This is a genomic window from Pseudoalteromonas sp. SG43-8 (genome assembly GCF_014164245.1).
GTDB lineage: Bacteria > Pseudomonadota > Gammaproteobacteria > Enterobacterales > Alteromonadaceae > Pseudoalteromonas > Pseudoalteromonas distincta.
This window is the reverse complement of sequence record NZ_JACJEX010000004.1, coordinates 169329-194579: the sequence shown is the minus strand read 5'-3', so window position 1 is coordinate 194579 and position 25251 is coordinate 169329. Positions and strand designations below refer to the sequence as shown.

Sequence of the window (25251 nt, the reverse complement as noted above, 5' to 3'; positions counted from 1 at the left end):
TCCTAAAACGTTTAATTATTAAGTGGCTGTGTGTACAGTGTGGCCAACAAATTTAACGCGCCATAACAAAATAGCGCCAAGGCTTGCAAAGCCAATGGCTGCAAAGTAAAAAGGCACGGTGGTATTAAAATATTCCACACTCATACCCACCAATAACGACGCTAAAATAACGCCAATATTTTGCGCAATATGCACTTTGGCAAAATCACTGCCGTAGTGAGCAGGCTCACTTTTAGCAAATAGCATCACTTCTAATAAAACCATGACTTGAAACAGCGCTATACCGTATAAAACGCGAGAGCTTACAACTAACCACACCGACTCTTGCGCCTGTAAATAAAGTCCAATAGCGCCAAAAATAAGCGCGCACGCAAACGTACTAGTGCGGCTAAGCGTAGGAAGGGGTAAGTGCTGCCTAAAGTGGTTAAACAAAAGCATTAGTAGGGCTGAAAAAGCAGGAATAGCGTATACAAGTCCACTTACAAACGCACTGCTTTGCGCGCTCATTCCTTGCCAATGGGTCGTAAAAAATGGCCTAATTAAAAAGGCGCTAAAGTAAACAACCACGCTTATAAAGCAAAATTGCCATATAAAGTACGGTGTGCGAGTGCGCGGTTTTTCGCTTTCAATCGCTTGCTGATAAATACCTAGCTTTAAGCTCACCATTAAATAGGCACATAGCAACACTTGTATTACATCGCCCGCAGCACTTAATAACAGTGCATAACGCGGTTCGTTTAGACTAAAAAAGTAACCACCCACTAACGCGCCACCAATAGCCCCAAAGTGCATAAGTACCGAAAACAAGCCAATAATAGAAAGGTGCTTACTTTGCTGCTCTAAACGCAGTGCAAACGGGTAAATAAGCAAGTAACTGGCTTTAAGCACCAACATAAGCTGGTAATAAAACCAAAATTCCCACACATTAGTTGCAAAATAACAAAGCAAACCAAAGCAGGCGGCAATCACTTGCGTTACAAGCCAAAGAGCCAGTTCGTGATATTTTTTGGCAACCTTTGCCCACAGGGGCAGCGCGAGCATAACGGTAATACAACAGTTAGCTACAAACACACCAATTAGTGTGGGGTTACTTACAGAAAATTCGCTGGCAAAAAATTGCGGATAAAACGGCAGTAATAAGGTGTCGCACACCACCGAAATAACCGTAAGCAAAATAAGTGCTAAACGTAAACTCATGCGGCGTTACTCTTTTGCTGTGAATGGGTCTCTACATCACTTAAATCAAAACACTGAAAAGCAATTTTTTGCTCAACCTGATACGGCGCATAACCGAGTATTTCGCGCAAAATTATACTGTTGCGATAACACGCCATGCCTAAATCGGGGGTTACAAAACCATGGGTGTGCTGCTCTGCATTTTGTACAAATATACGTTTTTGGTTGCTATCTACCGCATACTCGCGGCTAACTAAATAGCGGCCTTGTCCATCTTCTGGGAGCTGCTGCGCAATAGGGTTTAAAAAAGCGGGGCGCTTGTATTTAAAGCCAGTGGCACAAATTAAGTAATCGGTTTTTATTTCAAAGGCTTCATTAAGCTCCTGATGATAAAACTCAGTAACTAAGCGACCAGCACTTTTACGTGTATTAGTAAGCTTGCTGTTCGTTTTAAATGTGGTAGAAATGGGCCCATCTAGGCTTTGCGCCTAAAGGGTGTCAAAAATGTCATTAATCAAATCGCCATTAATGCCTTTAAATAAGTTTTTTTGATTTTGATTAAGCCAATCTCGTTGCTCGGTTTTTAAATTATAAAAGTAATCAACATATTCAGGTGAGGTCATCTCAAGGGTGAGTTTAGTGTATTCCAGCGGAAAATAACGCGGTGAGCGAGCAATCCAATCTAGTTGCAAACCTTGTGGCACGGCTTGTTGTAATAAGGTGTGATAAATTTCAGCAGCACTTTGCCCAGCTCCCACAACCGTAACGCGTTTAGCAGCTTTTAGCTCATCAAGGCGGTGGCAAACGTTATTAGAATTACTTTGCACTGCACAATCAGGAATATATGGGGCAGGGCCAGTGCCAAGCACTATGTGGCGCGTAACATAGTGTTGCTCCCCATTTGGGGTATTACAGGTAACGGTATAGCACTGAGTTTGCTGGCAAAATTCAACCTTAGTTACACTTTGCTCAAAGCTTACGTTACTAAGCTGCGAGCACACCCACTGGCAATATAGGTTGTATTCTTTACGTAGTAAAAAAAAGCTCTCGCGAATATAAAATGGGTATAAGCGGTTATTAAGCTTGGCATAATTTAAAAAACTGTACTGGCTAGTAGGATCTGCAAGGGTCACCAAGTCAGACATAAACGGCGTTTGCAAAGTAACACCTTCTAGCATCATGCCTGGGTGCCAATCAAATTGGCTACGCTGCTCTAAAAATAAGCTTTTAACGCCCTCTAATGGTTCACTTAAACACGCTAACGATAAATTAAACGGGCCAAGGCCAATGGCTATAAAATCATAAGGTTGGTTACTCATTATTTTTGCTCCTTATACATTTGCCACGCAATAGTGCTAATTTGTTCAAGCACGGCGCGCACATCGCTCAATTGGCACTGCGCATTGAGTAACGTAAATTTAAGGTAGTGACGGCCGTTAATTTTGGTGCGCGCAATCATGGCTTCACCGGTATTTAAAAATGTTTGGCGAACATGTAGGTTTAGGGAGTCGAGTAGATAGGGGTTATTTCTTAACCCCTCTGGTGCAAAGCGAAATACCAGCGCGCTAAGCTCTGGGTAATTTATAACTTCAAAATCAGGGTGGTCGTTAAGCACAATATGGGTTTGACGAGCAAGCCCAATTACTTTATCAAACGCTCGGCCAAGAGGCGCCTCGCCCATAGTACGCAGTGTTAACCAAAGTTTTAAGGCATCAAAACGGCGTGTGGTTTGTAAGCTTTTATCAACTAAATTTGGCGTGCCATTGCCGGCTTCAGCTAATGGGTTTAGATAGTCGGCGTAAAGGGTAATATGGCTAAAGTGGCGTTTTTCACTTAATAAAAAAGCACTACAGCTAACCGGCTGCATAAATGATTTATGGTAATCAATGGTAATTGAATCTACTTGTTCTATACCGTTTAAGGCACTACGGTGATGCTCACTTACTAGTAACCCGCCGCCGTATGCGCCATCAACATGGCACCAAAGCTGCTCTTTTTTAGCAAGTTTTGCTATCTCTTCAATCGGGTCAATTGAGCCGAAATCGGTTGTACCTGCGGTAATTACCACAGCGATAGGTAAATCGCCCTTAGCTTTAGAATCTGCAATTGCGTGGTTAAGTGCGTCCATATCCATTTGCATTTTATTGTTTGTAGCCACGGGCACTACCGCGTTATAACCAAGGCCCAGTAATGCCGCTGCCTTTTGAATACTAAAATGCGCCACCTCAGAGCAATAAATACGAAATCGCGAGGCTACATCCGGCAAACCTTGCAGTTTTACTTCGTGATTTGGTGCATAAAGGCTCACTGCGACTTCGCGTGCAACTAGCATTGCCATTAAGTTCGATTGCGTACCACCGCTAGTAAAAACGCCATCAGCAGTGCTAGGTAATTTTGCCTTTTCACAGCTCCAATCAATTAGTTTTTGTTCAATAAGGGTCGCGCCAGCGCTTTGATCCCAAGTATCTACCGAGGTATTAATTGCGCCAATGATGTGCTCTGCTACAACTGCAGGGTATGTAACAGGGCAATTTAAATGCGCCATATAACGCGGGTGATGAAAATATACAGCGTGATCTAAATACACACTTTTAAGCTCGTTTAATACCGCAGGAAAATCAGCAAGAGGTTTGGCTAAATCTACATTATTAACAGTGGCGGCAAGCGTATTAACCGACACACCAGAAAACGGCTTTTGCGCTTTAGCCATGGCTTGTTGTACAGCCGAAAGCCCCTGCAGCGACGCTATTTGATAATTAATAAACTGATCGAGATTAAATTGCGGCGGTAGGCCATTTTGCTCAAATAAAGATTGGTTTTGGATAGGGCTGAGCTGTGCAGTTTGTAATTGTGACATATTTCGCTCCTTGGTGCTTATTTGGGTTCAAGGATCTTAATGGTAATAATTTGCATTATCAATAATGATTAAGGACTAAATATAGGGTTATTATCGTACTTAAGGGAAAGTAATTAGTAATAAGGGATTGCTTTTAAAACTACCGATGTATATAAAATGAGTTATGCAAATATTTAAAGCGCATACTATTTAATTAGGTTTTTAATAATGTGATATTTTAAAAAAGTGAGGAGAGGTAAGTTACAACAGGCATATTATAAGTGGCTAACAAATTTAAAAAGTGGACCCCATTTACAGCTAGGTTTACACCTAAAACTGTAAATTGGGTATAAAAGTACGGCTTAGTTAACGCTTTCTAATTTTGCTTTTAAATCGAGTAAATCGGTTGCGATTCTATTTGGCTGTATTTCCCACGGATCAAAAATAGATTCTTTAGATCGTTGAATCCACGCCGCGCGCATACCGTGCGATATAGCACCGGTTACATCAAACGGGTTACTTGATACAAGCCACGTGTTTGCTCCTGTTGAATTAGTTTCGCGTAAAAAGTGGCTATAAACGCCTGGGTTTGGTTTAAAGGTTTTAACGTCGTCAGCACTTACTACCCCTTCAAAAAGCTCACTAATGCCAGCGGTTTCTAATAAAGTATGAACTGCGTCGGCAGCGCCGTTTGAAAATGCAAACAAACGGTAATCCTTCGCTTTTAGTTGCTCAAGGCCTGCTTTTACATCATCGAACGCAGGAAGCGTTTTATAAAGCTCTAGCAGTTGCTCCTTTTGCTCTTCACTTAGCTCGGTTTTGTACGCTAAGCAGGCGTAATCGAGTGCGTGTTTTGTACATAGCGAGAAAGGAATATAATTTTGCATTAATCCACGTCTAAATGAATACTCTAATTGCTTTTCGCGCCATGTATTTGAAAATGCTTGGGCGTTATCGCCAATCATGTCGTCGAGTAAGGACAGTACGCCGTGAGTATTTATTAGCGTACCGTATACGTCAAATGCAAGTGTAGTTGCCATGTTTGCTCCGCAATAAAATAAATTAAGTTAGTTTTAAAGTACTTGCATACAGCTTAACTTGATTTGAACGAACGCTCAAATTAATAAAACTTGTATGCATCAAGCGCTAAAATATCCATTTCTATACCTTCATGTATTTTTTCGGCTTTACCGTCACCACTACCAAGCGCTGCAAAAAGAGGTAAAAAGTGCTCCTGGGTAGGGTGATTAAATAAAGCATGGGGTGCTTCATCTAAATAGTTAAGTAACGCTTGGGTGTTTTGCGCTATTAATTTTTGCTCAACCCAATGGGTAAACTCATTAACCATTTGAACACGGTTAGGTGTAGCAGGGCTTTTAAATATTTCACGTAGATTGTGACTAATACCGCCTGAGCCAATAATTAATACGTTATCGCTGCGCAGTGGTGCAAGTAACTGCCCGTACTTATACATCGCCTGAGCGCCCAAACGCGTGTTAATAGACACCTGAACAATGGGAATATTAGCTGCTGGATACATTAAGCGCAGCGGGATCCACACACCATGATCCCACCCTTGATCTGCACTTTGCACCGTTTTAATACCCGCTTTGTAAAAGTACTCACTAATAGTATTAGCTAGCTTAGGGTCTCCTGGTGCTGGGTATTGAATTTCATACAGGGGCTTGGGGAAGTTATAAAAGTCGTGAATAGTATGCGGCGCATCTCCTGATGTAATAACTATATCGTGCGCTTCATCAAAGTGGGCAGAAAACACCACAATAGCTCGTGGTTTACTAAGCGTTTGACCTATTGATGCAAGAAAATCTGACGTAGCCGATTGCTGTACAGCCATCATTGGCGAACCGTGAGATATAAATAAAGCAGGCTGAGTCATACTAAAACCTTAAACAAATAGACGTGTTATAAACACTATATAAGTTTCTAATTTGACGATAAATATGATACTTATTTATACATTATCAACAAAGTATTGTTAAAGATGGATAAACTCACCACCATGAAGACCTTTTTAGCCGTCGTGCAAGAAGGATCATTTTCAAAAGCGGCCGATAAACTCGATATTTCGCCGCAGTTAGTCAGCAAATATATTTCTGCGCTGGAAGATAATCTACGCACGCGTTTATTACACCGTACAACGCGAAAAGTAAGTGTTACAGAGGCTGGAAATCAATATTATCAGCGTTGTCAGCAAGTGATTATTGATATTGAAGACATGGAAAACTCACTAAACAACTTAAGCGAAAGTGTATCGGGTGTGCTTAGTATTAGTGCGCCTATGTCGTTTGGTACTAAGCATTTAGCAGGTTTGTTGGTTGATTTTCAAAAGCAGTATCCAAATTTAAAGTTAGATTTACGGCTCACCGACCAATATGTAGATATAGTAGAGCAGGGTATTGATATTGCTCTACGTATTGGCGTATTAAAAAACTCAACGCTCATAGCTAAAAAAATTGCCCCTATACGTTTAGCTGTATTTGCGTCACCCGACTATTTAGAACGCCATGGCACGCCACAAACGCTTTTAGATTTACAGTCACATAATTATTTACGCTATTCCCACAGCGAACCCACAAAGCGATTATTTGGGGTTAATGAGTTAAAAAGCGAGCTAAAGCTTGAAAGTAACTTTGTGGCTAACAATGGTGATTTGCTACTAAATACAGCCATTGCGGGTGGTGGTATTGCTATGCAGCCCACATTTATAGCAGGGGAAGCACTGGCTCAAAGTAAAGTAGTGCGCATTTTAAATGACTACGAACCCGAGCCAATGGGGCTTTACATGGTGTATGCAAACAGACAGTTTTTACCCAGTAAAGTACGTGCGTTTGTTGATTTTGCAAGTGGCTATTATGGCGATACACCTTACTGGGATTTAGCGTAATAAAAAGTAAACCGCCTAACAGGCATTATATAAAAAGCTAAATTTTTAAAAAATTCCGTAGTAAATTTCTTAGTACTTTAAACACCTCTTGATTACTGTGTTGCTGATGCTGTAATACATCAACATTAGCCAACCAACCCATTTCTTCAAACTCAAGAGGAAGTTTAACCAGCTCACCACTTTGTACTGCATCTACAGCTACATGGTTTGGTAATAAGCACCACCCGTTACCTTGTATTGCTAGCTCGAGTAATACAAAGTAATTATCGGCATACCAAATCTCTGGGCTAATTTTTAGCTGAAAGCTACTTGTTAGCGTATTGCGCGAACGAAGAAGAAGTTGTCGATGTAGCCGAAGGCCATCCATATTTTCACATCTGATCCCCGCTAAAGGGTGCGATTTAGCAACATATAAATCAAATTTTACTGATCCAATACATTCATAGTCCAAGTAGCTCGGTATATTTAATTCACTAAAAATAATACCCGTTATAGGCTTTTCGCTGTTTAGCATGTCAATTATGTCATGGCTGGATGCACTTAAAAACTCAAGCGATACGTAAGGATACTTACTTTGCAGCTTGCTAATAATACTTGCGATAGTTTTAAACGGGATCCCTTCGTCAAGTGCGATAGTGATTTCGGTTGGTGTTTTTTCGTTTAGTGCTAATGCAGAGTTTGTTAATCGCTGGTGTTGATTAAGCACGGCCTTAGCCTGGGGTAGTAACTGTTTACCGGCTTCGGTTAATTGTGGATAGCGCCCTGTGCGCTCAAATAATGTCGCATTACAGTCTATTTCTAAATTAATAATATGCTGGCTTATTACCGACTGCGCTTTACTTAAACCGCGCGCAGCAGCTGAAAACGATCCAGCTTCAACGGTAGCCACAAATGCTTGAAGCTGCTCAATACTAAACATATCGCTTTTCCCGATACTAAGTAACTAACACATATCTTTATAATGAATGAAAATACAGCCATCGTCATCAACTTAAGAAGTTATTTATATATGAACACAGCAGAACGTATTTTTCAGGCGCTAATATTTGAGATGATAGCATTATCTTTTGTTGTACCTGCATCATCTTATTTTGGTGGGTTTGCAACAGGAAAAATGGCAATAGTAGGTGTTGGTTTATCAATCTTCGCCATGCTTTGGAATTACATTTACAACATAGTGTTTGATAAAATAGTTGGGCATAACCGAATAGAGCGAGGTTTGGTAACCCGCATTACGCATGCATGTGGCTTTGAGCTGGGTATGTTAGTAATAACGCTGCCAATACTTGCTTGGTATTTAAATATTACATGGCTAGCCGCTACAGCATTAGAAGCTGGCTTTTTAGTGTTTATACTCATATACACGTATATTTTTAATGTGTTGTACGATAAGTACCAACCTTACAAAAAATGGGTTAATAAATCATAATGTGCTTGATGTTTTTAAGTTTATAAAAGCGAAGTTGTGAGGTATTGAGATCGTTTTGACAAAAGCGCAATGGCAATAAATAACGGTAAATGTGGCTTTTAATTAAACCAATTAGCACTGCTCAATTGACTAAGTAGTGCTAATTTACTATTTGCACAATTTACCGGCTAACTGTAATGGGGGTTTACAGTAACTTTTTGCTTTATATATTTAGCCCTTTCAATATATTCCACACGCTCTCACCTCTAGGATGAAGTGCAGCATGATACCGATATGTGTTATATGTAATAGGCACATAATAATGCTTTTGGCCAACCACAACTAAACAATCCTCTTTTAGCATACTCACTGTGATGTTCATTTGATTTATAAGGTTACGAGCTGTTATATAAAATATTTTACTGCTTGAGGTAGTGTAATCGGTAGATTTTTCCTGCCTATTAGCTCTGCGCCTTGTGTCTATTATTTATCGAGACACAAGATGTATAGCTTGCTCACGCGAGAAGCGTTGCTTAAAAATAAACCATATATTAGCTATGAATAAGTGTGCCAAGCAAATGGCACACCTATTGTGTTATGCCGGTATGGGGGCGTTTTGGGCAATAAGCTGTTTAGATTTCAACTCACTCCAAAATTCGCTTGGTATGGTAACTTTCATTGAGGCTACATTAGCTTTAATTTGCTCCTCCGTGCGTGCCCCAGGAATAATTGAGGATACCGTTGAAGGCGCTTCTGCAAACTGCAGTGCAGCTGTTTTAATATCAATCCCATGTTTAGATGCAATGTCGCTTATTGCATTAAACTTTTGCTGCATAGGCCCTGGAATTTTAGGAGAATAATTAAAGCGGTTACGACCGGCTAAAAAACCACCATTAAGCGGCGCACCAATGACTGCTGAAATACCTCGTTTATCAAGCATAGGAAAGGTTTTATCAAGTGCCTGCTTGTGATCTAAAATTGAATACTGCAGCGCTAGTAAGCAAATATCTGGGTCTGACATATCAAGCGCTTTATAAACAGCATGAGGTGTATTTACACCAAAACCCCAGCCTTTAATTATTCCTTCATCACGCATTTTAGTCAGCTCAGGAATAGCACCTTTAGCCGCTTGATCAAAATACTTAAGCCAGTCATCTCCCATATCGCTGTTTTGTGGTGATAAGTCGTGAATATAAACAATATCGAGTGAGGCGACACCAATACGATGCAAAGTATCTTCTATTGAACGGCGCGTGCCTGAGGCTGAATAATCATACTTATAATGAAACGGTGAGTGATCAGCCCAATGCCAACTATTTTCTAAAGGCTCTGCTGAAGGGGTAAGAAGGCGGCCTACTTTTGAGGATAAAACATAATCTTCACGCTTTTTGTTTCGAAGTAAATCACCGAAGCGCCTTTCGCTTAAACTCAAACCGTAAAAAGGTGACGTATCAAAATGACGAATACCAGAATCCCATGCTGCATTTAGCATTGTTAAAATTTCTGTATCGCTTGATATAGTATTAAAGCCATTCCCGGCGGCAAGGCCACCCAAGCCCATTCTTGATTCCGGCCGATAATGCTTAGCGTTAGTAACATCGTTTGTGGGTAGAGCAGCGCTTTTATCTATTGATCCTTTAGTTTGCATAACACTGCCGTTAGACATTTTTACCTTTAGTTGCTCAGCCAAAGCTGAAGCACTAAAAATAGAGCCTAAACTTAAAGCAGCCCCTGCTTTAATAAAATTTCTGCGAGATACCATGTGACTATTCTCCTTGAGTAGGTTAAATATCTACGCTATAAGCTAGTATAAACAACAACCAAACTCAAGCAAGACAAAGACAATAAATACCAATACTATCAATAAGATAGTTAAATCAACAAACACTGAACAGACGTTTGAATTAACATTTAAAACTGATTATTTTCTTTACTCGTATAGTCCTTTTAAATGCACAAAACAGTGCACTTTAATAGCTTGATAAAAAAGCATACTTCCAAATTGGTGCACGCTTTAATTCTCATTTATACAACATAAAATGGTTACATTTATTAGATGTGTACAAATTAGTAGACAAAACCGTAATAAATTTAAGATGCACAAATAATCTCACTAGCAAAGCGATTGCAGCAACACTTAGCTAATTTAACCGAGCGTAGTTGAAATAATTGGGGTAAATATTACAAAAACGTTTATTATTAAAGGTTTGCCTTGCAATACACGGCGTATTTTACTCTTTCACAATGCAATTGCTGGCAAACCCTGTAAGAGTTTTATCTTGCCAAGTAACACTGTGCAGTGCAGCAAATTGCAACTAAATCCAACGTAGTTAGCGCTGAAAATAGCTGCTTAAATAGCTGCTTAAATAGCTGCTTAAATAGCTGCTTAAATAGATCTATTATTCAAGTTCAGGTTACTTGAGCTTTTTAATACCAATTAACACACAGATGGCACCGCCAATAATACCCGCCCATGCTTCTATTGGTGTGTCGCCACTAAATGCACGGCTAAGCTGCGAAGCCGCCGCATCATACACGTCGTATCCCCACATAATTAAAGCGATACCTATAACGATTAAAACAATTCCTACAATCTTATTATTCATAAATATCCTTAAGGTTTAACTTACATAAACTAAATAAAAATAAATCAGGGTTAATCTAATTCTAATTGAGCACGTTCTACGCTCTCACTAGGTAACTCTTTTTGTACCGATACACCTAACTCTTTAAACTCTGATGCTTGTTTAATTAAATTACCTTTACCGCGGTATAGCTGCGAGAACGCTTTGTCGTAACTTTCTTTCGCTTTATCAAGCTGCTTACCTACGCCTTCCATACTCAATAAAAAACCATTGAGCTTGTTATAAAAACGCTCCGCTCGACTTGCCAGCTCTTTTGAGTATTTGGTTTGCTCTTCAAAACGCCATAACTGTTTAACAATATTTAAACTAGTAAGCAGGGTGGTGGGTGTAGCTACCAGTATATTTTTTTCGATTGCTTGTTGGTAAATATCGCTTTGATATTTGAGTGCTTCTACAAAAGCTGATTCTATTGGTACAAACATAACCACCACTTCTGGCGAGTTAATACCTGGTAAGCGGTCGTACGATTTACTCGCAAGTTCATTAATACGCGCTGTAACGGCGTTTACATGCTCTTTAATTGCTTGATTAGCATCTAGATCATTTTCAGCATTCACGTAGCGTGTATAGGCATTTAATGAAGTTTTAGCATCAATAACTAAGTGGCGACCCTGTGGTAAGTACACAACTACATCAGGGCGCAAGCGGCCATCTTCAGTGTTAAACGACACTTCGCGCTTATAATCAACGCCTGCACGTAAGCCAGCACTATCTAATACGTTTTCGAGCATAAGCTCGCCCCAATTACCTTGGGTTTTCTTTTGCCCTTGTAGGGCGTTACTGAGCTTGTCGGCTTGATCTGTTATAGCTTGGCTTTTAGCTTGCAAATGCAGTAGCTCGGTTTTAAGTGCAGTCCGTTGTTTTATGTCTTCAACGTGCATTGATTCCATTTTTTCTCTAAAGCCTTTTAGCTCGCCTTGAACTGGTTTTAATAATTGCTCAATGCTTTCTTGATTTAAGGTTTTAAAGCTTTGTGATTTTTCTTCTAGAATTTTATTGGCTAGGTTTTCAAACTCTTTTTTAAGCGTATTTTTACTTTGCTCAATTTGCGCGAGTTGCTCGCTAAAGTTTTGCTGTTTTTGCTCAAGGGTAGTGCGCATATTATTATATTCAACATCGCGCTGATTATATTGCTCACGAAGCGCTGCCAGCTCGCCTTCGGCTTTACGCCAAAAGTGATTGTATTGAATGCTTTGTTTTTCTTGTTCGCTAAAACGCGTTTTAAAATGCTGGGCTTCATCGCGCTGCTCTTGGTGAGTATGTTCTAGCAGTTCATGATCTTCTAGCAAGGCGCTGTATTGCAGCTCTTTATTATCAAATTGGTTTTGTAACAGGGAAAGCTGTTGCTGCTGTTCGCTTATTTGTAGATGTAGCTTTTTGCGAAGCCGTGTTGATACAGCGCCGTAAAATAGGGCGCCTAACGCAACACCAGCACCGGCGCTTAGCCAATCAATATTAGTGAGTACTTGAGTGAGCATAAAATAAACTTATAAAATTTAGAGACATGCCATCATAACCAATAACCATCAACAGAAGTAGGGGAGCAAAGAAATTACAGACATAAAAAAACCAGCTTAAAATAAGCTGGTCAAATATTACTAAGTTAAGTAATCAAAGGGATAATCAACATGTGCCCGAGCAAGCTGCAACTTAAATACATAATCACCAAAATAACTAATATTATTAGGTGAGGCTATATAACAACAGACATTAGAGTAGACCGGATAACAAAATAATTAATTCAAATTAATTTGCGGAAGATCATTTATTTTTATTCGGGTTGATTTAAACAAATCAAATTATGGGCATAAAAAAAGCCAGTTCGAAATGAAATGGCTCAATCATTACTAAAATTAGTAACTAAATAGGGGGAATCAACATGAAAACTTGTATTAACTGCAATTAATCAACAAGCATAATAGTAGACGCGTCTTTTTTAATTAAGTTCAAAAAAATAAAAAACTTTTAAAATAAGTGCTGAACGCTAAATTTTAGATATAAAAAAAGCCAACTCAAAATGGGCTGGCTCAATCATTACTAAAATTAGTAACTAAATAGGGAATCAACATGAAAACTTGTATTAACTGCAATTAATCAACAAGCATAATAGTAGACGCGTCTTTTTGAATTAAGTTCATAAAAAAATAAAAACTTTTAAAATAAGTGCTGCACGCTAAATTTTAGACATAAAAAAAGCCAACTCAAAATGGGCTGGCTCAATCATTACTAAAATTAGTAACTAAATGGGAAATCAACATGATGCTTGTGTTAACTGCAATTAATCAACAAGCATAATGATAGACGTCCGCTTTTTAATTAAGTTCATAAAAAGATCAAAACTTTTTAGATCTTTTTTAGTTTTTAATTAATGACAACATTTGCTGCTCATCAAACTTTGTAAAGCTCATTGATTTATCGGTAAATAATGCATCAACAAGGGCTTGCTTGTCTTGCTGCATTTTAAATACTTTTTGCTCTATTGAGTTACTCATTATGAGCTTATAAACAAATACAGGATTAGTTTGACCAATACGGTAGGCTCTATCAGTCGCTTGCTTTTCTACTGCGGGATTCCACCATGGATCAAAATGAATAACAGTATCTGCTTGTGTTAAGTTAAGGCCTGTTCCACCGGCTTTTAAACTAATTAAAAACACGGAAGTTTTCCCACTAGTAAACTCGTCGATTACTTTATCTCGTTGACGCGTTTGCCCTGTAAGCATACTAAAGTTAATGTTTATTTCTTCAAGGCGTTGGGCTATTAAATCGAGTGCCGATGTAAACTGACTAAATATAATAATCTTACGACCTAGGCTTAGCATAAGCGGTAAGTGTGTTGTTAACCATTCAAGCTTAGCGGAGCCTGCTTGAGTATCTGGATCTATTAATTTAGGGTGGCAACAAATTTGCCTTAACTTTAAAAGCGCCTCTAAAAATGCAAGCTTACTTTTTTGTGCGCCTTGTTCGGCAAATAAGTCTATTAGCTTCTCTTCTAATGAACGTGTAATGCCTTGGTACATTTCTTTTTGCTTAGGCTCAAACTCAAACTCTTTTGTTAGCTCTGTTTTTTCAGGTAACTCTTGCGCTACTTGTGCTTTAGTGCGGCGCATTATAAAGGGCATAATTAACGCTTTTAACTGCTCAGCCCTCTGCATATCAGCTTCACGCTCAATAGGTGTTTGAAAGTGCTGCTTAAAGTGGGCTTGAGACCCAAGTAACGATGGCATAGCAAAATCGAGTAACGATTTAAGCTCAAGTAAATTATTCTCGATTGGAGTACCACTTAAACAAAGTTTAAAGTCGGCATTTAAGCGTTTAACTAATCGTGAGACCTGTGCGGTATCGTTTTTAATGTATTGTGCTTCATCGAGGATAATATTTTCAAAATATAATGGCGAATAATATGCAATATCACGCTTTAAAAGCGGGTATGTAGTAAGAATGCATTGCGCTTGTGCTAAGTGTTGTAAAGGATCGTTACGGTTTGATCCAAAAATAATGGTTACTTTTAAACTTTTAGCAAACTTAGTGATTTCGTTTTTCCAATTACTCACCAAGCTAGTTGGGCACACTATAAGTGTAGGGCCTGCTTGAGGGCGGTTAAATGTACTCGCTAAAAATGCAATAACTTGGAGTGTTTTACCCAACCCCATGTCGTCAGCTAAAATACCACCTAATTGATGACGTTTTAAAAAGCTAAGCCAATCAACGCCTTGCTGTTGGTACTCACGAAGTGTTACAGAGTCATTTAAGCCATGTAATGAAACCTTAGGCATTGCCTTATCGGTATTATTTAACTCTTGTAAATATAGCTCAAGTGAATCGTCGTGAAGCTCTACGTTAATAGCTGTGTGCTTTACTAGTTCAGGTAAATACGAAAGCGGAATATTAAATTCGTCACGTGTTTTTACAAATTCAAAGCGTTCTTTAAATTCGTTTAATAAGTTAATGGCAGACTTATTAATAACCCCAAATTGACGACCAAGCGGGTAGTAATAAAACAGTTCACTTTGGCGATTCAATGACTGATAAAGCGAATCAGCATTAGTAAACAACAGCGCTGCTTTTGCGTCACACAACAATACTTTGCAGTGCATTTGATGCCCTGCTGCACGGTGTACATGTAAACTCACTTCACATTGTGGATTAGGGCTTGTTACTTTACTTACACTAACTTGCCAACCACGCAGCTTAAAGCCAGGGAATACTTCGTATATTAGCCAATGCAAATGGATAGGAGATTGCTTTGTAAATACAAGCTCACTTTGTAAACCCCCTTTACAAAATTCAAACCCTAGATTGATTAGCTCGTTAGTTACGGTGTTTTCAAATGCGCTATTTATAGTACTTGCTGGGGCAGAACCAGCTAAATAGTTTTTATTTTTATACTTAAATAATAGCGAAAGTGATAAACCTTGCTCGCCCATTGTTACTTTTAAAACAGCATTACTAGATAGCTTAGGTAACGTTGGCTGCAAGTTAGTAGGGTGCGGTATAACACCTGCACCAAAGTTATCTGCAAGTTGTTTGTATATTCTGTCAAAATTAGCGTCATGCAAAGCAGGCATAGTTTGTAAATGCGCTATTTCGTCTGCACTCAATGGTGTACGAAGACGACCCGCTTTTAAATGATCTAAATCGAGGTAAGTAGGCGGTGTTGTTTTTAATAAAGCCCAGTTTTGGGTTTGCTCGAGCTTAATAACTAATTGTGATAGATCTTTATCTTGCTCCCAACTAAAACTCAATGCTTGGCCAGATTGCGCTTTAATTGGCACGCGAGAGCGCTGAAAAAACAAGCGCTCAGTAGCTATCAATTGTTGTAGGGCACTAAAGCCCCATTGGCCTTTTAGCTCAATACTTCCTACTGCATTTTGTGAACGTATCCAACTAAATAATCTAAAATCACTTTCGAGTAAATCATTTGGCGTTACGAAACTATTTAACTGTTGCTCTGTGAGATTTCGGCCTAACGTGTAATTCTTTTTAGTCTCAAAATTAGCTATTTTAGGTGTTAAAAATACCTTGTTATTTTCAATATCTAATACAAATAATAATACTTGCGACGGTGTATGTTGATCACCACTTTTAAGAGCGCTTAATTCACTAAACCAATCATTAATGAAGTAATCTTCACCGTATTCACCAGAGTGCTCTATTTTAAGCTTAAACAAAATAGCAGCTAAATGTCGGCATTTGGTTTTTGCATTACATGTACAGTGTGTATCAACAGAATAACCAGTTGGTACTTTACTGATCTCAATACGTTGATTAAATGATGATCCGTTATCCACTTGCACGGTAGAGTCTACAACAGAAAAATTAGGGGTATGCTCTAGCCAGGTGATTTGACCTTTCTTGTAGTACTCTTTGCCTTTATCTAAGACATTTTCGCGGAAAAGTTTTTTAATAAAGCGTTCAGAAAGAGGAAACTGGGTAGCCTGCTCATTTTTAATTTCTTCAAAAATAGCCATTAAATCATTTTTTGATAAGTTAGCAGACATGTCACTCTAAGCATTAAATTTTAAAAATAATTCTGCCAGTATATGCCTTATGTGCTCTGAGCTAAAGCACTATTAACAAGATATAAACTGGTTGGAGCTGATAGCTTAGTAAAAAATCGGTTTATAGGTAAAAATGAGTATAAAATTTCGCAAAATATTAGGCACTACATACAAATATAAAGATTAAACGACACGTTATAGATCACAATTTTACTAACAATAATAATAAACCAAGAGCAAATAGCTAAAAGAGGGCGATTAGTTAGTAAAAAAGTGATCTTGAAGAGGAAATATGATTATTTAAGGTAGGATTAGGCTAGTAAAGATCAGATTTTAACTAACAAAACAATCTGTCAGATCAGTATTTAACTAAGTATATATGTCTGACAGATCATTATTTAACTAACTAATTAAAAGCACTTAATAGCTTAGTTAATTGTTCTAAGCGTTTGTCTGTCATCACTTTATTGTCGATTTTGATAGACACATCACCACTTTTTAAATTGCGCTGTACCGATACAAACTTATTTTCAAGTACAGCTTCACGCTTAACAGCAGCTTGAGGCTCAGCAGTTAGGCATTTGGTGATTGCCATTGCACGCTTGTCGTCACTTGTAATGGCGTTTAGCTCTTCATCACTAGCTAGGTCACTAACAAGTTGATTAAACGCCTCTTGGTCTCTCTCCTTTGCGCTCATGAGCTTTTTAGCCACTTCGCGACCCACGTGATTCGCAGTAGGGTAGAGTGCAATAACTTCAGCAGGTATTTGTTCATACGCTTTAACAGCATCTGCAATGGCGGTGTGTGATACACCTTCAATTGCAGCAATCTCTCTGTAAGATCCTTTTTTACCTTGTTCAATAAGCTCATTTTTAGTTTGCTGGTAAGCTTGTCCCAGCTCCCATAAACTTGGAGCGATATATTGATCTGAAGATACAGCTAAAATTTTAGCGTCTTGCTCAGTAAAGTCACTTGAACTAAGTACTAAATAATCAGCGTTACCTAAAATACAGGCCATACGACGGCGAGAACCCGCTAAGACTAAGCTTTTATCACCCTGATCCCAAAGTAACGCAGGGTGCTGATTACGGCCATCCTCTGCAATGGCAGGTAAAATATCCGATACTGACTTTTCGTTAAGAAGTGCTTGTACACGGCGGTTTTTACCGTACACACCAGTTGTAGATTCAATGTCTGCGTGTGCGATCACTTTGCAAATAAGTGTAATTTGGCGCTCAGGATCGCTCGGTGCTGGCATGCGAATTACATCACCAGCATTTGCTTGTTCAAGTAATGCGTCAAGGCTACTACTTCCTACAGCTGTTGCAAAAGGATCTAAGCGGGTGTCATTTTTACGTTTTTTAGCCATTTTTATTTAACATCCTTACTTAGGGGTATTGAGTGTTGATTGAGTTGACTGCCAATTTGAACGAATAAGCATTTCTAGCTCATCGACCACATCTTTAATATTTTCTTGAGCGCGCATTAGTGATTCACGGCTTGCTAAGCTGTCTGACGCTTTTTGATCAAAAATAGTATTGAAAGACGAAGAGCTAGCAGTAATCGCCGAGCTGTGGTTGATTGGGTAACTCATAACTTGGCGACCGAATGCACTACGAACATCTTTAACAATATCGCGCTGTGAGTGATTACCTTTTACATAGTTGGTAACTAAAAACTGCATAAAGTCCCATCCCTCATGGCCAAGTGCCGCAACGGTATGGTAAATCTCACCTAATCGTTTTAAATATTTATTATTAGCATCAAAGTCTACAGCTTCTGGATGAACAGGGATAAGCATCGCAGTAGAAGCCATTAATGCATTATAAAACATAAAGTTAAGAGTTGGAGCTGTATCTATTAATATAATATCAAACTCGTCTTTAACAGGGTCAATTACTTTTTCAAGTAACTTATGGTAATGACGAGTTTGCTCATAATTTGAGGTGTCTTTGAGTAATGTTGCAGTTTCGTGCTCAAAATAAAAATCGTCCATACCTGATGGTAGTACACGAATATTTGGGATATGAGTTGATAAAAATGAGTTTGAAACAAATTCAGGCCATGTTTCGCCCTCATCTAAATCTATACAATCACGCATTAAATCACCAACAGTAATTGGGTCGTGCTCGCTTGAAGGAAAAAAGCTTGAAGAAGAGCCTTGAGGATCTAAATCAATTATACCAATGCGATAGCGCTTAATATTTGTAGTTGCCAGCGCTGCTGCAATATTAACCATGCTAGTTGTTTTGCCACAGCCACCTTTGAGAGAATTAATGACAATAACTTGCAGTTTGTCATCACCAGTACGATGATCTGGTTTAATATCCATAATATCAGCCATAGCAAAAATGTTTACTAATGTGTAAGCATAATGACCATTGGCACCGCGTTTTATGTTTAAATCATCAAAGTCACCGTTGTCATGACGTCTTTTTAAAGTACGATTATTACAACCTAATAAATCGGCAGCTGCTTTTTGCGTATAAGTTCTTAATTCTTTTTCTTCTGATTTAAGATGAGCACGATAGTGCTGAATACGACCTTCTAATGATTTTTCAGCTACTTCGGCGGTTGCTTTTAAAAGCCGGTAGGTACTTAACGCGTTATTATTGATAGACATACTTTCTTCCTCAAAGTTAGGCAGTTAGTATAATGTCCATTCAAATTGCTGTAAACAACTATTTAAGACGACATGCATTTTAAAAAGAAGACATTTAAAAATACTTTTACACTTTTAATATTGCTTAGTATAAATAAAGAAGTTTAAAGGTGGTTAAATATATAAGGTAGTAAAGGTTAAGGACCTTAAATTAACACATAACATTATGATTAATATAAACAATATAAAAAAAAGCAGATCAGCGTTATACTTGGTTAAGATCAGATCTTTATCTACCTGCAGATCACCTTTTTACTAAGCCTTATTTTTTAAATCAAGTTATGCACAGGTTGCGCATAAGGTTATGAACAAAAAGAGCCCTTGAGATCAATTTTTTACTAAGTAAATTATAAAGTTATGCACTAACCTTAGCGTCAATAGGTTCGTTTAATTAGTATAGATCTGATCTGTACTTGGTACAGATCAGATCTATGCTAACTCGATAAGCCTTTATCCACAGGGATATTAAATTTCGTATGAATTTGTCGTGCTAAATTTTAAAATAAAGCCATTGTGATGGACAAAATAACAGCTGAGTTAGTAAAAAACCGATTTGAGATGACCTAGTTAGTAAAAATATGATCTGAAATCGCAAGTTATGTACATTACTTAGTATAATAGTGATCTAAACGTTTTATTTAAAGTCAGATCACTTTTATACTAACTTAAACATTTAACTTTTGTTGTTTAATGTGTTGTTATTAGATGTCGCAATAAAAATGGAAATAAGAACAATGAGCCGAAAGGTCAACATCTCGGTAGATAATTTGCCCGATACACTCAGGGGCCAAATCCACGGGGTGGAAAGTGCAATTGATAACGAAAGTTTAGCACTATTTACAGACAACAAAGACGTGCGAATTTCTATTGAAAATGCAGCTCATGGTTTACGTGCATATTCAAACACGTTTAATCATTATGATTTGTGGGGCCGTTTTGTTCGCTCTGGCTATAAAAAATTGCCACTTGAAGAAGCGCCTAAAAAAACAATCATTACGCGTAAAATATCAGAGAAAGTAGATGGTATTTTATACGATGGTGAGATAAAAATTACCCCTGCTGTTGTCAGTACTCGTAAAGATGGTGAAGATATTGAGTATCTTGTTTGGCCATCAGACAGAGAAGAAAAAGTAGAACGAGCACTTATTCGTTTAGCTTCTAAAGGCAAAATAGTTAAAATTAATTTTAAATCCGGTATTCAATACGCAGTTGTTTTTTCTATGAACGAATTAGCGCAAGAGCTCAAAGCGGTAGGGCAGTCAATGCCATATCCTGCAATTAAAGAGTCACTTGAAGCATTGCAAGGTTCTAAACTTTCATTTAAATATTCAGCAACCGATACTAAAAACTCCGATATAGATGATTCGTTTTACGAGTCTAATATGAACTTTTTATCGTCACTTCACTTTAGTGGTAAAAAGGGTCAAGGTGGCAATGTAAAGTGTGTGGCCTGTTTAAATGCGTTCGTTCATAACATGATTGATAACCTTGAATACAAAGGATATTACTTTAATAGTGCACAAGAATTAAAACGGGGATTGTCGCGTTGGATGATGCTTCGTTTGTATCACCTTTGGCGTTATGCAGCTCCAGGTAAAACGTATCATTTTAGATTACTTTCTATTATGGAAAAATACGGATCTATTTATTCAACTGATGATATTACGGAAAATAAATTAAAAGCGCTTCGTCGTGATATGACCACCACAATGAAAGATTTGATTGAAAAAGGTGCTATATCAGAATACAGCATTACAAACGTCAAAGATGACAAAACTGGTAACATTATTGATTACACATACGAAATGCACCCCTCTGATCAGTTTTGCGATGAAATACTTACATTGAACAAACACAACAAACGCATTGAGATTCAAGGCGGTAAACGTATTGTTGAAAATGCAGTGTTAATTGATGAAGATAAAATAGAAGAGATAGTAGAAAAATAATAAACGTTATTTTAAATACTGTACATATTTACTAAAAGGCCACATATTGTGGCCTTTTTAACATAATAGCTATCGGTCAACTTGTTCTAAATATAGCCTATCAACTAAAAAATCATACTCACGTTTTCGAGGATGAGCATCGGGTTTTTTATAATCAGGTAAGATACCTAGTTTAACGTCTGGTTCTGGATTAATCAGAATAAATGGTAATGCGGCGCTCACATGATAGCGGTTTTGTGCTGTGTATCTCACATTAACTTGAGGGCTTACGCGAGTAGGGCGACGAATTCTTAATTTTTCCTTTTCACCTAAACTAGCAACCCGTAATTGTTCTTGTGCTACAAGTGATTGCCATTTTTGTTGATCTATCATTCTTGGATTTCGATAACTGGCCGATTTGTCGAGCATTTCGAGGGCCATTTTTTTAGTCAACGTTTTAGTTGCGTGCTTGTGCATCCAAGTAAACCTAACGGAAAATGGTGATTCGCTCTCACTGTGAATCTTACGATAAGCAGCAAGTGTTATTAAATTTGGTATTGCATTATGAACAGCCTCAAATCGGGCATCGTTATTATCAATTGCCAATATACACTCTTTGAAACTAGCTTTAGCTTTGTTAACTTGTGCTATACGATTATTTAAAGCTTGTTTATCTGCATTTTTAATAACAAGTAAACCAGGGTGCCTTTTTAACACGCGACTGCTTAAGCCCGATTTTTTATAAATGTCAGAAAAGGAGTTTAAAATTGCCTTTTGAGCCGGCGCTCCAGTTATTTTAGAGACAGGTATGGACTCAGGAACCTTATTTTCATCTAAATTACTTACATCAGGTAACTGATAGTACTCTGCTCTGGAAAACTCACATTCGTTTAATTCCTCAATTAACCTTAAAGTTAATTCGTTCATTAAATCAAACTGACTCCTAATTTGAACTTTAGTAACCACGGCACACCTCAAAGAACACATCTTACCAATGCTATATTATTGCATGCACTTTGCATTGAGTAAATATTTAATAAAGTTACGCTCGGTGTTTAGATAACATTTAAATCAGTATGAGTATGATGTGTTCTTTACTGAAGTAAATGGTTATGCTTATTCCTGTAATTTAGTACTGTTTTATCGATTAAAGAGCTAGCCCGTTTAGGGCTTAATTGCCCATGTAGTGTAATAAATGAGGGATGTGAAATGGACTTGGTGCGGTTAAGTTCTAAATAATAGTGTTGGTTTTGGTTGTTTCTCTAATTAGTGATTAATATTATAACGTGTTTTAACTTTTAGCTATGGGTATATCATCCAAAAGCTCAGCATGTCATACATGCTTTTTACATGAGAGCCATTTAAGGCATGCCTGGCAGTTAAGTTTTGCTAAATAACGCTGACGGCAGGGTGGGAAGATGAGTGGTGAATCAGCAGATTAACCCTGTGTCAGTTGTAAGTATATTCTGGCATCAGAATAATCAACAGCGTTATTCTACTAGGTTTAAAGTGCATATAAATGAGCAACACAAAATGCTATATCATATATTTAGACCTGCACATAGCCCCTGTTAGTTAATAATTAATTTAGCGCGTAAAGTTAAGATTACATTTAATGCAATTTAAGTATGATGTGTTCTTAGGTAAAATACATATAATATACCCTTGTGCCTTATTTATTCTCAATGTGTTAAAATTGAAACTAATTAACTCTAATTGTATGTTTTAAATCACTTTAGTTTATTTGAAATAAAACTAAAGTGATTGTTATATAACCACCTGAGTTAAGTAAAATTACTTTTATACTTAACTCATAACTAAATAATTGGAAAATAGTGAATTTAGTCCTTGAACATAGGGGTCTGCATACGTTAATTTCTTCTTATCAGGTAATGTAGGAATGAGGAAAAATTATGTCATCGTGGAACCCAAATAGCTGGAGAGAGCTGCCAATACTGCAGCAGCCACAGTACCCAGATCAAGAAATACTTAAATCAGTAGAAAGCCAATTAAAAACGGCTCCGCCTCTAGTTTTTGCAGAAGAAACAAGAAGCCTATTTAAACAACTTGAAGACGTGTGCGAAGGTCGTGCATTTTTACTTCAAGGTGGTGACTGTGCCGAGTCGTTTAGCGATTTTAATGCCGCTAATATTCGCGATACATTCAAAACAATTTTACAGATGGCTGTTGTATTAACTTATGGCGGTAAATGCCCTGTAGTTAAAATAGCGCGTATGGCTGGTCAATACGCTAAACCTCGTTCAGCAGACTTAGAAACAATTAATGGTGTGTCTTTACCATCTTACCGTGGCGACATCATTAATAATATTGAGTTTACAGAAGAAGCGCGCATTCCAGACCCACAACGTTTAATGACTGCATACCATCATAGTGCTGCTACGTTAAACTTATTACGTGCATTTGCGCAAGGTGGCCTAGCCGATCTTCATCAGGTTAACCGCTGGAACATGGGCTTTGTTGCTGCAAATCCACTTAAAGAAAAATACCAACAACTTGCAGATAAAATTCAAGACGCACTAGAGTTTATGGAAGTGTGCGGAATTAACTCTACGATTGCGCCAAGCTTAAAAGAAACCGATTTATACACTTCTCACGAAGCTTTACTACTTGGTTACGAAGAGGCACTAACACGTCGCGACCATTTATCGGGTGATTGGTACGATTGTTCTGCTCACTTTGTTTGGATAGGTGAACGTACACGCCAACTAGACCATGCACATATTGAATTCTTTAAAGGCATTAAAAACCCAATTGGTGTTAAAGTTGGCCCAGGTATGGACCCAGACGACCTAATTCGTTTAATTGACGCATTAAACCCAGATAACATTCCTGGTCGTTTAACGCTAATTACACGTATGGGTGCAGACGTACTGCCAGAAAAACTCCCAGCACTAGTAAGAAGAGTTCAACAAGAAGGCCGTAAAGTAATTTGGAGTTCTGATCCAATGCACGGTAATACTGAAAAAGCGACTTCGGGTTACAAAACGCGTAACTTCGATAATATCATGCGCGAGATCAGTCAGTTCTTCGCTGTACACAAAGCTGAAGGTTCATACGCAGGTGGTGTTCACCTAGAAATGACAGGTCAGCACGTAACAGAATGTACAGGCGGTGCTTACGGTTTATCTGACGATGACTTAGCACAGCGTTACAAAACTCAGTGTGATCCACGCCTTAACGCCGACCAAGTATTAGAGTTAGGCTTTTTAGTCGCTGATTTACTAAAAGACGCGCGTAAATAATATTTATTGATACAAAAAAACCGCTTAGTTGCGGTTTTTTTTATTTCAAATTTGATGATTAAGTTAGTACTTACGTCGCTCCAAGTCTGTCTCTATCAGTATTTTTGCAGAAATTTCTTCAACAGAATGATGCGTAGAATTAAAGTAAGCTATTTTGTGACGCTTATACAACATTTCTACTTCGCGCACCTCAATACGGCACTGTTTAATTGAAGCATACTTAGAGTTAGCCATACGTCGATGCCTTATAGCCGCAAGCCTCTCAGGGTCAATCGTGAGCCCAAATAACTTATGTTTACAAGGGACTAAACATTTAGGCAAACCTTCATTATCTAAATCTTCTTCTGTAATAGGGTAGTTAGCCGCTTTAATGCCGTACTGCAGTGCTAAGTATAAGCTTGTCGGGGTTTTACCACTTCTGCTAACGCCAATTAAAATGATGTCTGCCTCGGAAAAGTTTTTAATATTTCCGCCATCATCATTCATAAGCGCATAGTTAACCGCATCAATTCTAAAATCATAACTTTTTTCGTGGATAGAATGCGTACGATGCATTTTTGGAACAGGGGCTACATTGAGTTCTTTTTCTATTTTTTCGCTATACGTAGTTAAAAAGTCATACGTAACTGCATCAGCCGATTTTATAATTTCACTTAAATTGTGATTCACAAAAGTAAAAAACACGAAAGGCTTTTCACCTGTTTTTGCAGCGGTTGCATTAATTAAAGCTTTAATTTCGTGCGCTTTTTCTTCAGTTTCTACAAATGGAATTGTTTTATGATTAAAATCGATAGGAAACAACGACAAAGTCGCATGCCCAAACACCTCTGAAGTAATTGCTGTTCCATCTGATATATAAAAAGCAGTTCTCATAATTAACCTTTTTATTGCGTTTAAATCCCTAAAATGGGTTTCCCACGGTTTACG

Annotated in this window: 17 protein-coding genes and 1 pseudogene; 4 read left to right on the top strand and 14 right to left on the bottom strand. The window is 38.0% G+C overall.

Annotation, left to right across the window (positions count from 1 at the left end; translation table 11 throughout):
* Positions 1–18 precede the first annotated feature (18 nt).
* The 5 genes and pseudogenes from H5122_RS10305 to H5122_RS10285 form a co-directional block, all read right to left on the bottom strand.
* On the bottom strand, positions 19–1197 hold the full coding sequence (locus H5122_RS10305) for an MFS transporter (RefSeq protein ID WP_182681921.1): 1179 nt from the start codon (positions 1195–1197) through the stop codon (positions 19–21).
* Positions 1194–2495: pseudogene (locus tag H5122_RS20295) on the bottom strand (lysine N(6)-hydroxylase/L-ornithine N(5)-oxygenase family protein). Before H5122_RS20295 ends, H5122_RS10305 begins: the two are co-directional and overlap by 4 nt.
* The gene (locus H5122_RS10295; RefSeq protein ID WP_182681922.1) at positions 2495–4033 is read right to left on the bottom strand and encodes an aspartate aminotransferase family protein; all 1539 of its coding nucleotides are present in this window, start codon (positions 4031–4033) and stop codon (positions 2495–2497) included. Before H5122_RS10295 ends, H5122_RS20295 begins: the two are co-directional and overlap by 1 nt.
* A 341-nt stretch (positions 4034–4374) precedes the next feature.
* Entirely contained in the window at positions 4375–5052 is a 678-nt protein-coding gene (locus H5122_RS10290; protein WP_182681923.1) for a haloacid dehalogenase type II, read from the bottom strand.
* A gap of 80 nt (positions 5053–5132) precedes the next feature.
* Positions 5133–5909: a class III extradiol ring-cleavage dioxygenase gene (locus tag H5122_RS10285; RefSeq protein ID WP_182674611.1), complete on the bottom strand. Its 777-nt coding sequence runs from the start codon at positions 5907–5909 to the stop codon at positions 5133–5135.
* Positions 5910–6014: 105 nt separating this feature from the next.
* Here H5122_RS10285 and H5122_RS10280 point away from each other — a divergent pair, with 105 nt between their 5' ends.
* On the top strand, positions 6015–6917 hold the full coding sequence (locus H5122_RS10280; RefSeq protein WP_182674613.1) for a LysR family transcriptional regulator: 903 nt from the start codon (positions 6015–6017) through the stop codon (positions 6915–6917).
* Between the two features lie 37 nt (positions 6918–6954).
* On the opposite strand, the gene H5122_RS10275 is transcribed toward H5122_RS10280, so the two are convergent.
* Complete coding sequence (locus H5122_RS10275; protein ID WP_182681924.1) at positions 6955–7836, bottom strand: LysR family transcriptional regulator; 882 nt, start codon at positions 7834–7836, stop codon at positions 6955–6957.
* A gap of 90 nt (positions 7837–7926) precedes the next feature.
* Here H5122_RS10275 and H5122_RS10270 point away from each other — a divergent pair, with 90 nt between their 5' ends.
* Positions 7927–8346, top strand: a complete 420-nt coding sequence (locus tag H5122_RS10270; protein WP_182672990.1) for a PACE efflux transporter — start codon at positions 7927–7929, stop codon at positions 8344–8346.
* A 574-nt stretch (positions 8347–8920) separates the two neighbouring features.
* On the opposite strand, the gene H5122_RS10265 is transcribed toward H5122_RS10270, so the two are convergent.
* The 6 genes from H5122_RS10265 to H5122_RS10240 form a co-directional block, all read right to left on the bottom strand.
* Positions 8921–10087 (bottom strand): aldo/keto reductase, encoded by a 1167-nt coding sequence (locus H5122_RS10265; RefSeq protein WP_002959264.1) that lies wholly within the window; start codon positions 10085–10087, stop codon positions 8921–8923.
* Between the two features lie 652 nt (positions 10088–10739).
* Positions 10740–10931 carry a DUF3185 family protein gene (locus H5122_RS10260; RefSeq protein WP_024596528.1) on the bottom strand — a complete coding sequence of 64 codons (192 nt, stop codon included), beginning with the start codon at positions 10929–10931 and terminating at the stop codon, positions 10740–10742.
* Between the two features lie 50 nt (positions 10932–10981).
* Entirely contained in the window at positions 10982–12448 is a 1467-nt protein-coding gene (gene rmuC / locus H5122_RS10255; protein ID WP_024596527.1) for a DNA recombination protein RmuC, read from the bottom strand.
* Between the two features lie 876 nt (positions 12449–13324).
* Positions 13325–16471, bottom strand: a complete 3147-nt coding sequence (locus H5122_RS10250) for a DEAD/DEAH box helicase (RefSeq protein ID WP_182681925.1) — start codon at positions 16469–16471, stop codon at positions 13325–13327.
* Between the two features lie 406 nt (positions 16472–16877).
* Positions 16878–17840 carry a transcriptional regulator gene (locus tag H5122_RS10245; protein ID WP_024605352.1) on the bottom strand — a complete coding sequence of 321 codons (963 nt, stop codon included), beginning with the start codon at positions 17838–17840 and terminating at the stop codon, positions 16878–16880.
* 15 nt (positions 17841–17855) lie between these two features.
* Positions 17856–19094 (bottom strand): AAA family ATPase, encoded by a 1239-nt coding sequence (locus H5122_RS10240; RefSeq protein WP_149592862.1) that lies wholly within the window; start codon positions 19092–19094, stop codon positions 17856–17858.
* 773 nt (positions 19095–19867) lie between these two features.
* On the opposite strand from H5122_RS10240, the gene H5122_RS10235 reads away from it, so the two are divergent.
* On the top strand, positions 19868–21082 hold the full coding sequence (locus H5122_RS10235; RefSeq protein ID WP_024596523.1) for a hypothetical protein: 1215 nt from the start codon (positions 19868–19870) through the stop codon (positions 21080–21082).
* Between the two features lie 69 nt (positions 21083–21151).
* Here H5122_RS10235 and H5122_RS10230 read toward each other — a convergent pair whose 3' ends face one another.
* Positions 21152–22027 carry a DNA replication terminus site-binding protein gene (locus H5122_RS10230; protein ID WP_182681926.1) on the bottom strand — a complete coding sequence of 292 codons (876 nt, stop codon included), beginning with the start codon at positions 22025–22027 and terminating at the stop codon, positions 21152–21154.
* Positions 22028–22974: 947 nt separating this feature from the next.
* On the opposite strand from H5122_RS10230, the gene H5122_RS10225 reads away from it, so the two are divergent.
* Positions 22975–24324 (top strand): class II 3-deoxy-7-phosphoheptulonate synthase, encoded by a 1350-nt coding sequence (locus H5122_RS10225; protein ID WP_182681927.1) that lies wholly within the window; start codon positions 22975–22977, stop codon positions 24322–24324.
* Between the two features lie 63 nt (positions 24325–24387).
* Here the strand turns inward: H5122_RS10225 and H5122_RS10220 are convergent, their stop codons facing one another.
* Complete coding sequence (locus H5122_RS10220; protein ID WP_182681928.1) at positions 24388–25197, bottom strand: pyruvate, water dikinase regulatory protein; 810 nt, start codon at positions 25195–25197, stop codon at positions 24388–24390.
* Positions 25198–25251 lie beyond the last annotated feature (54 nt).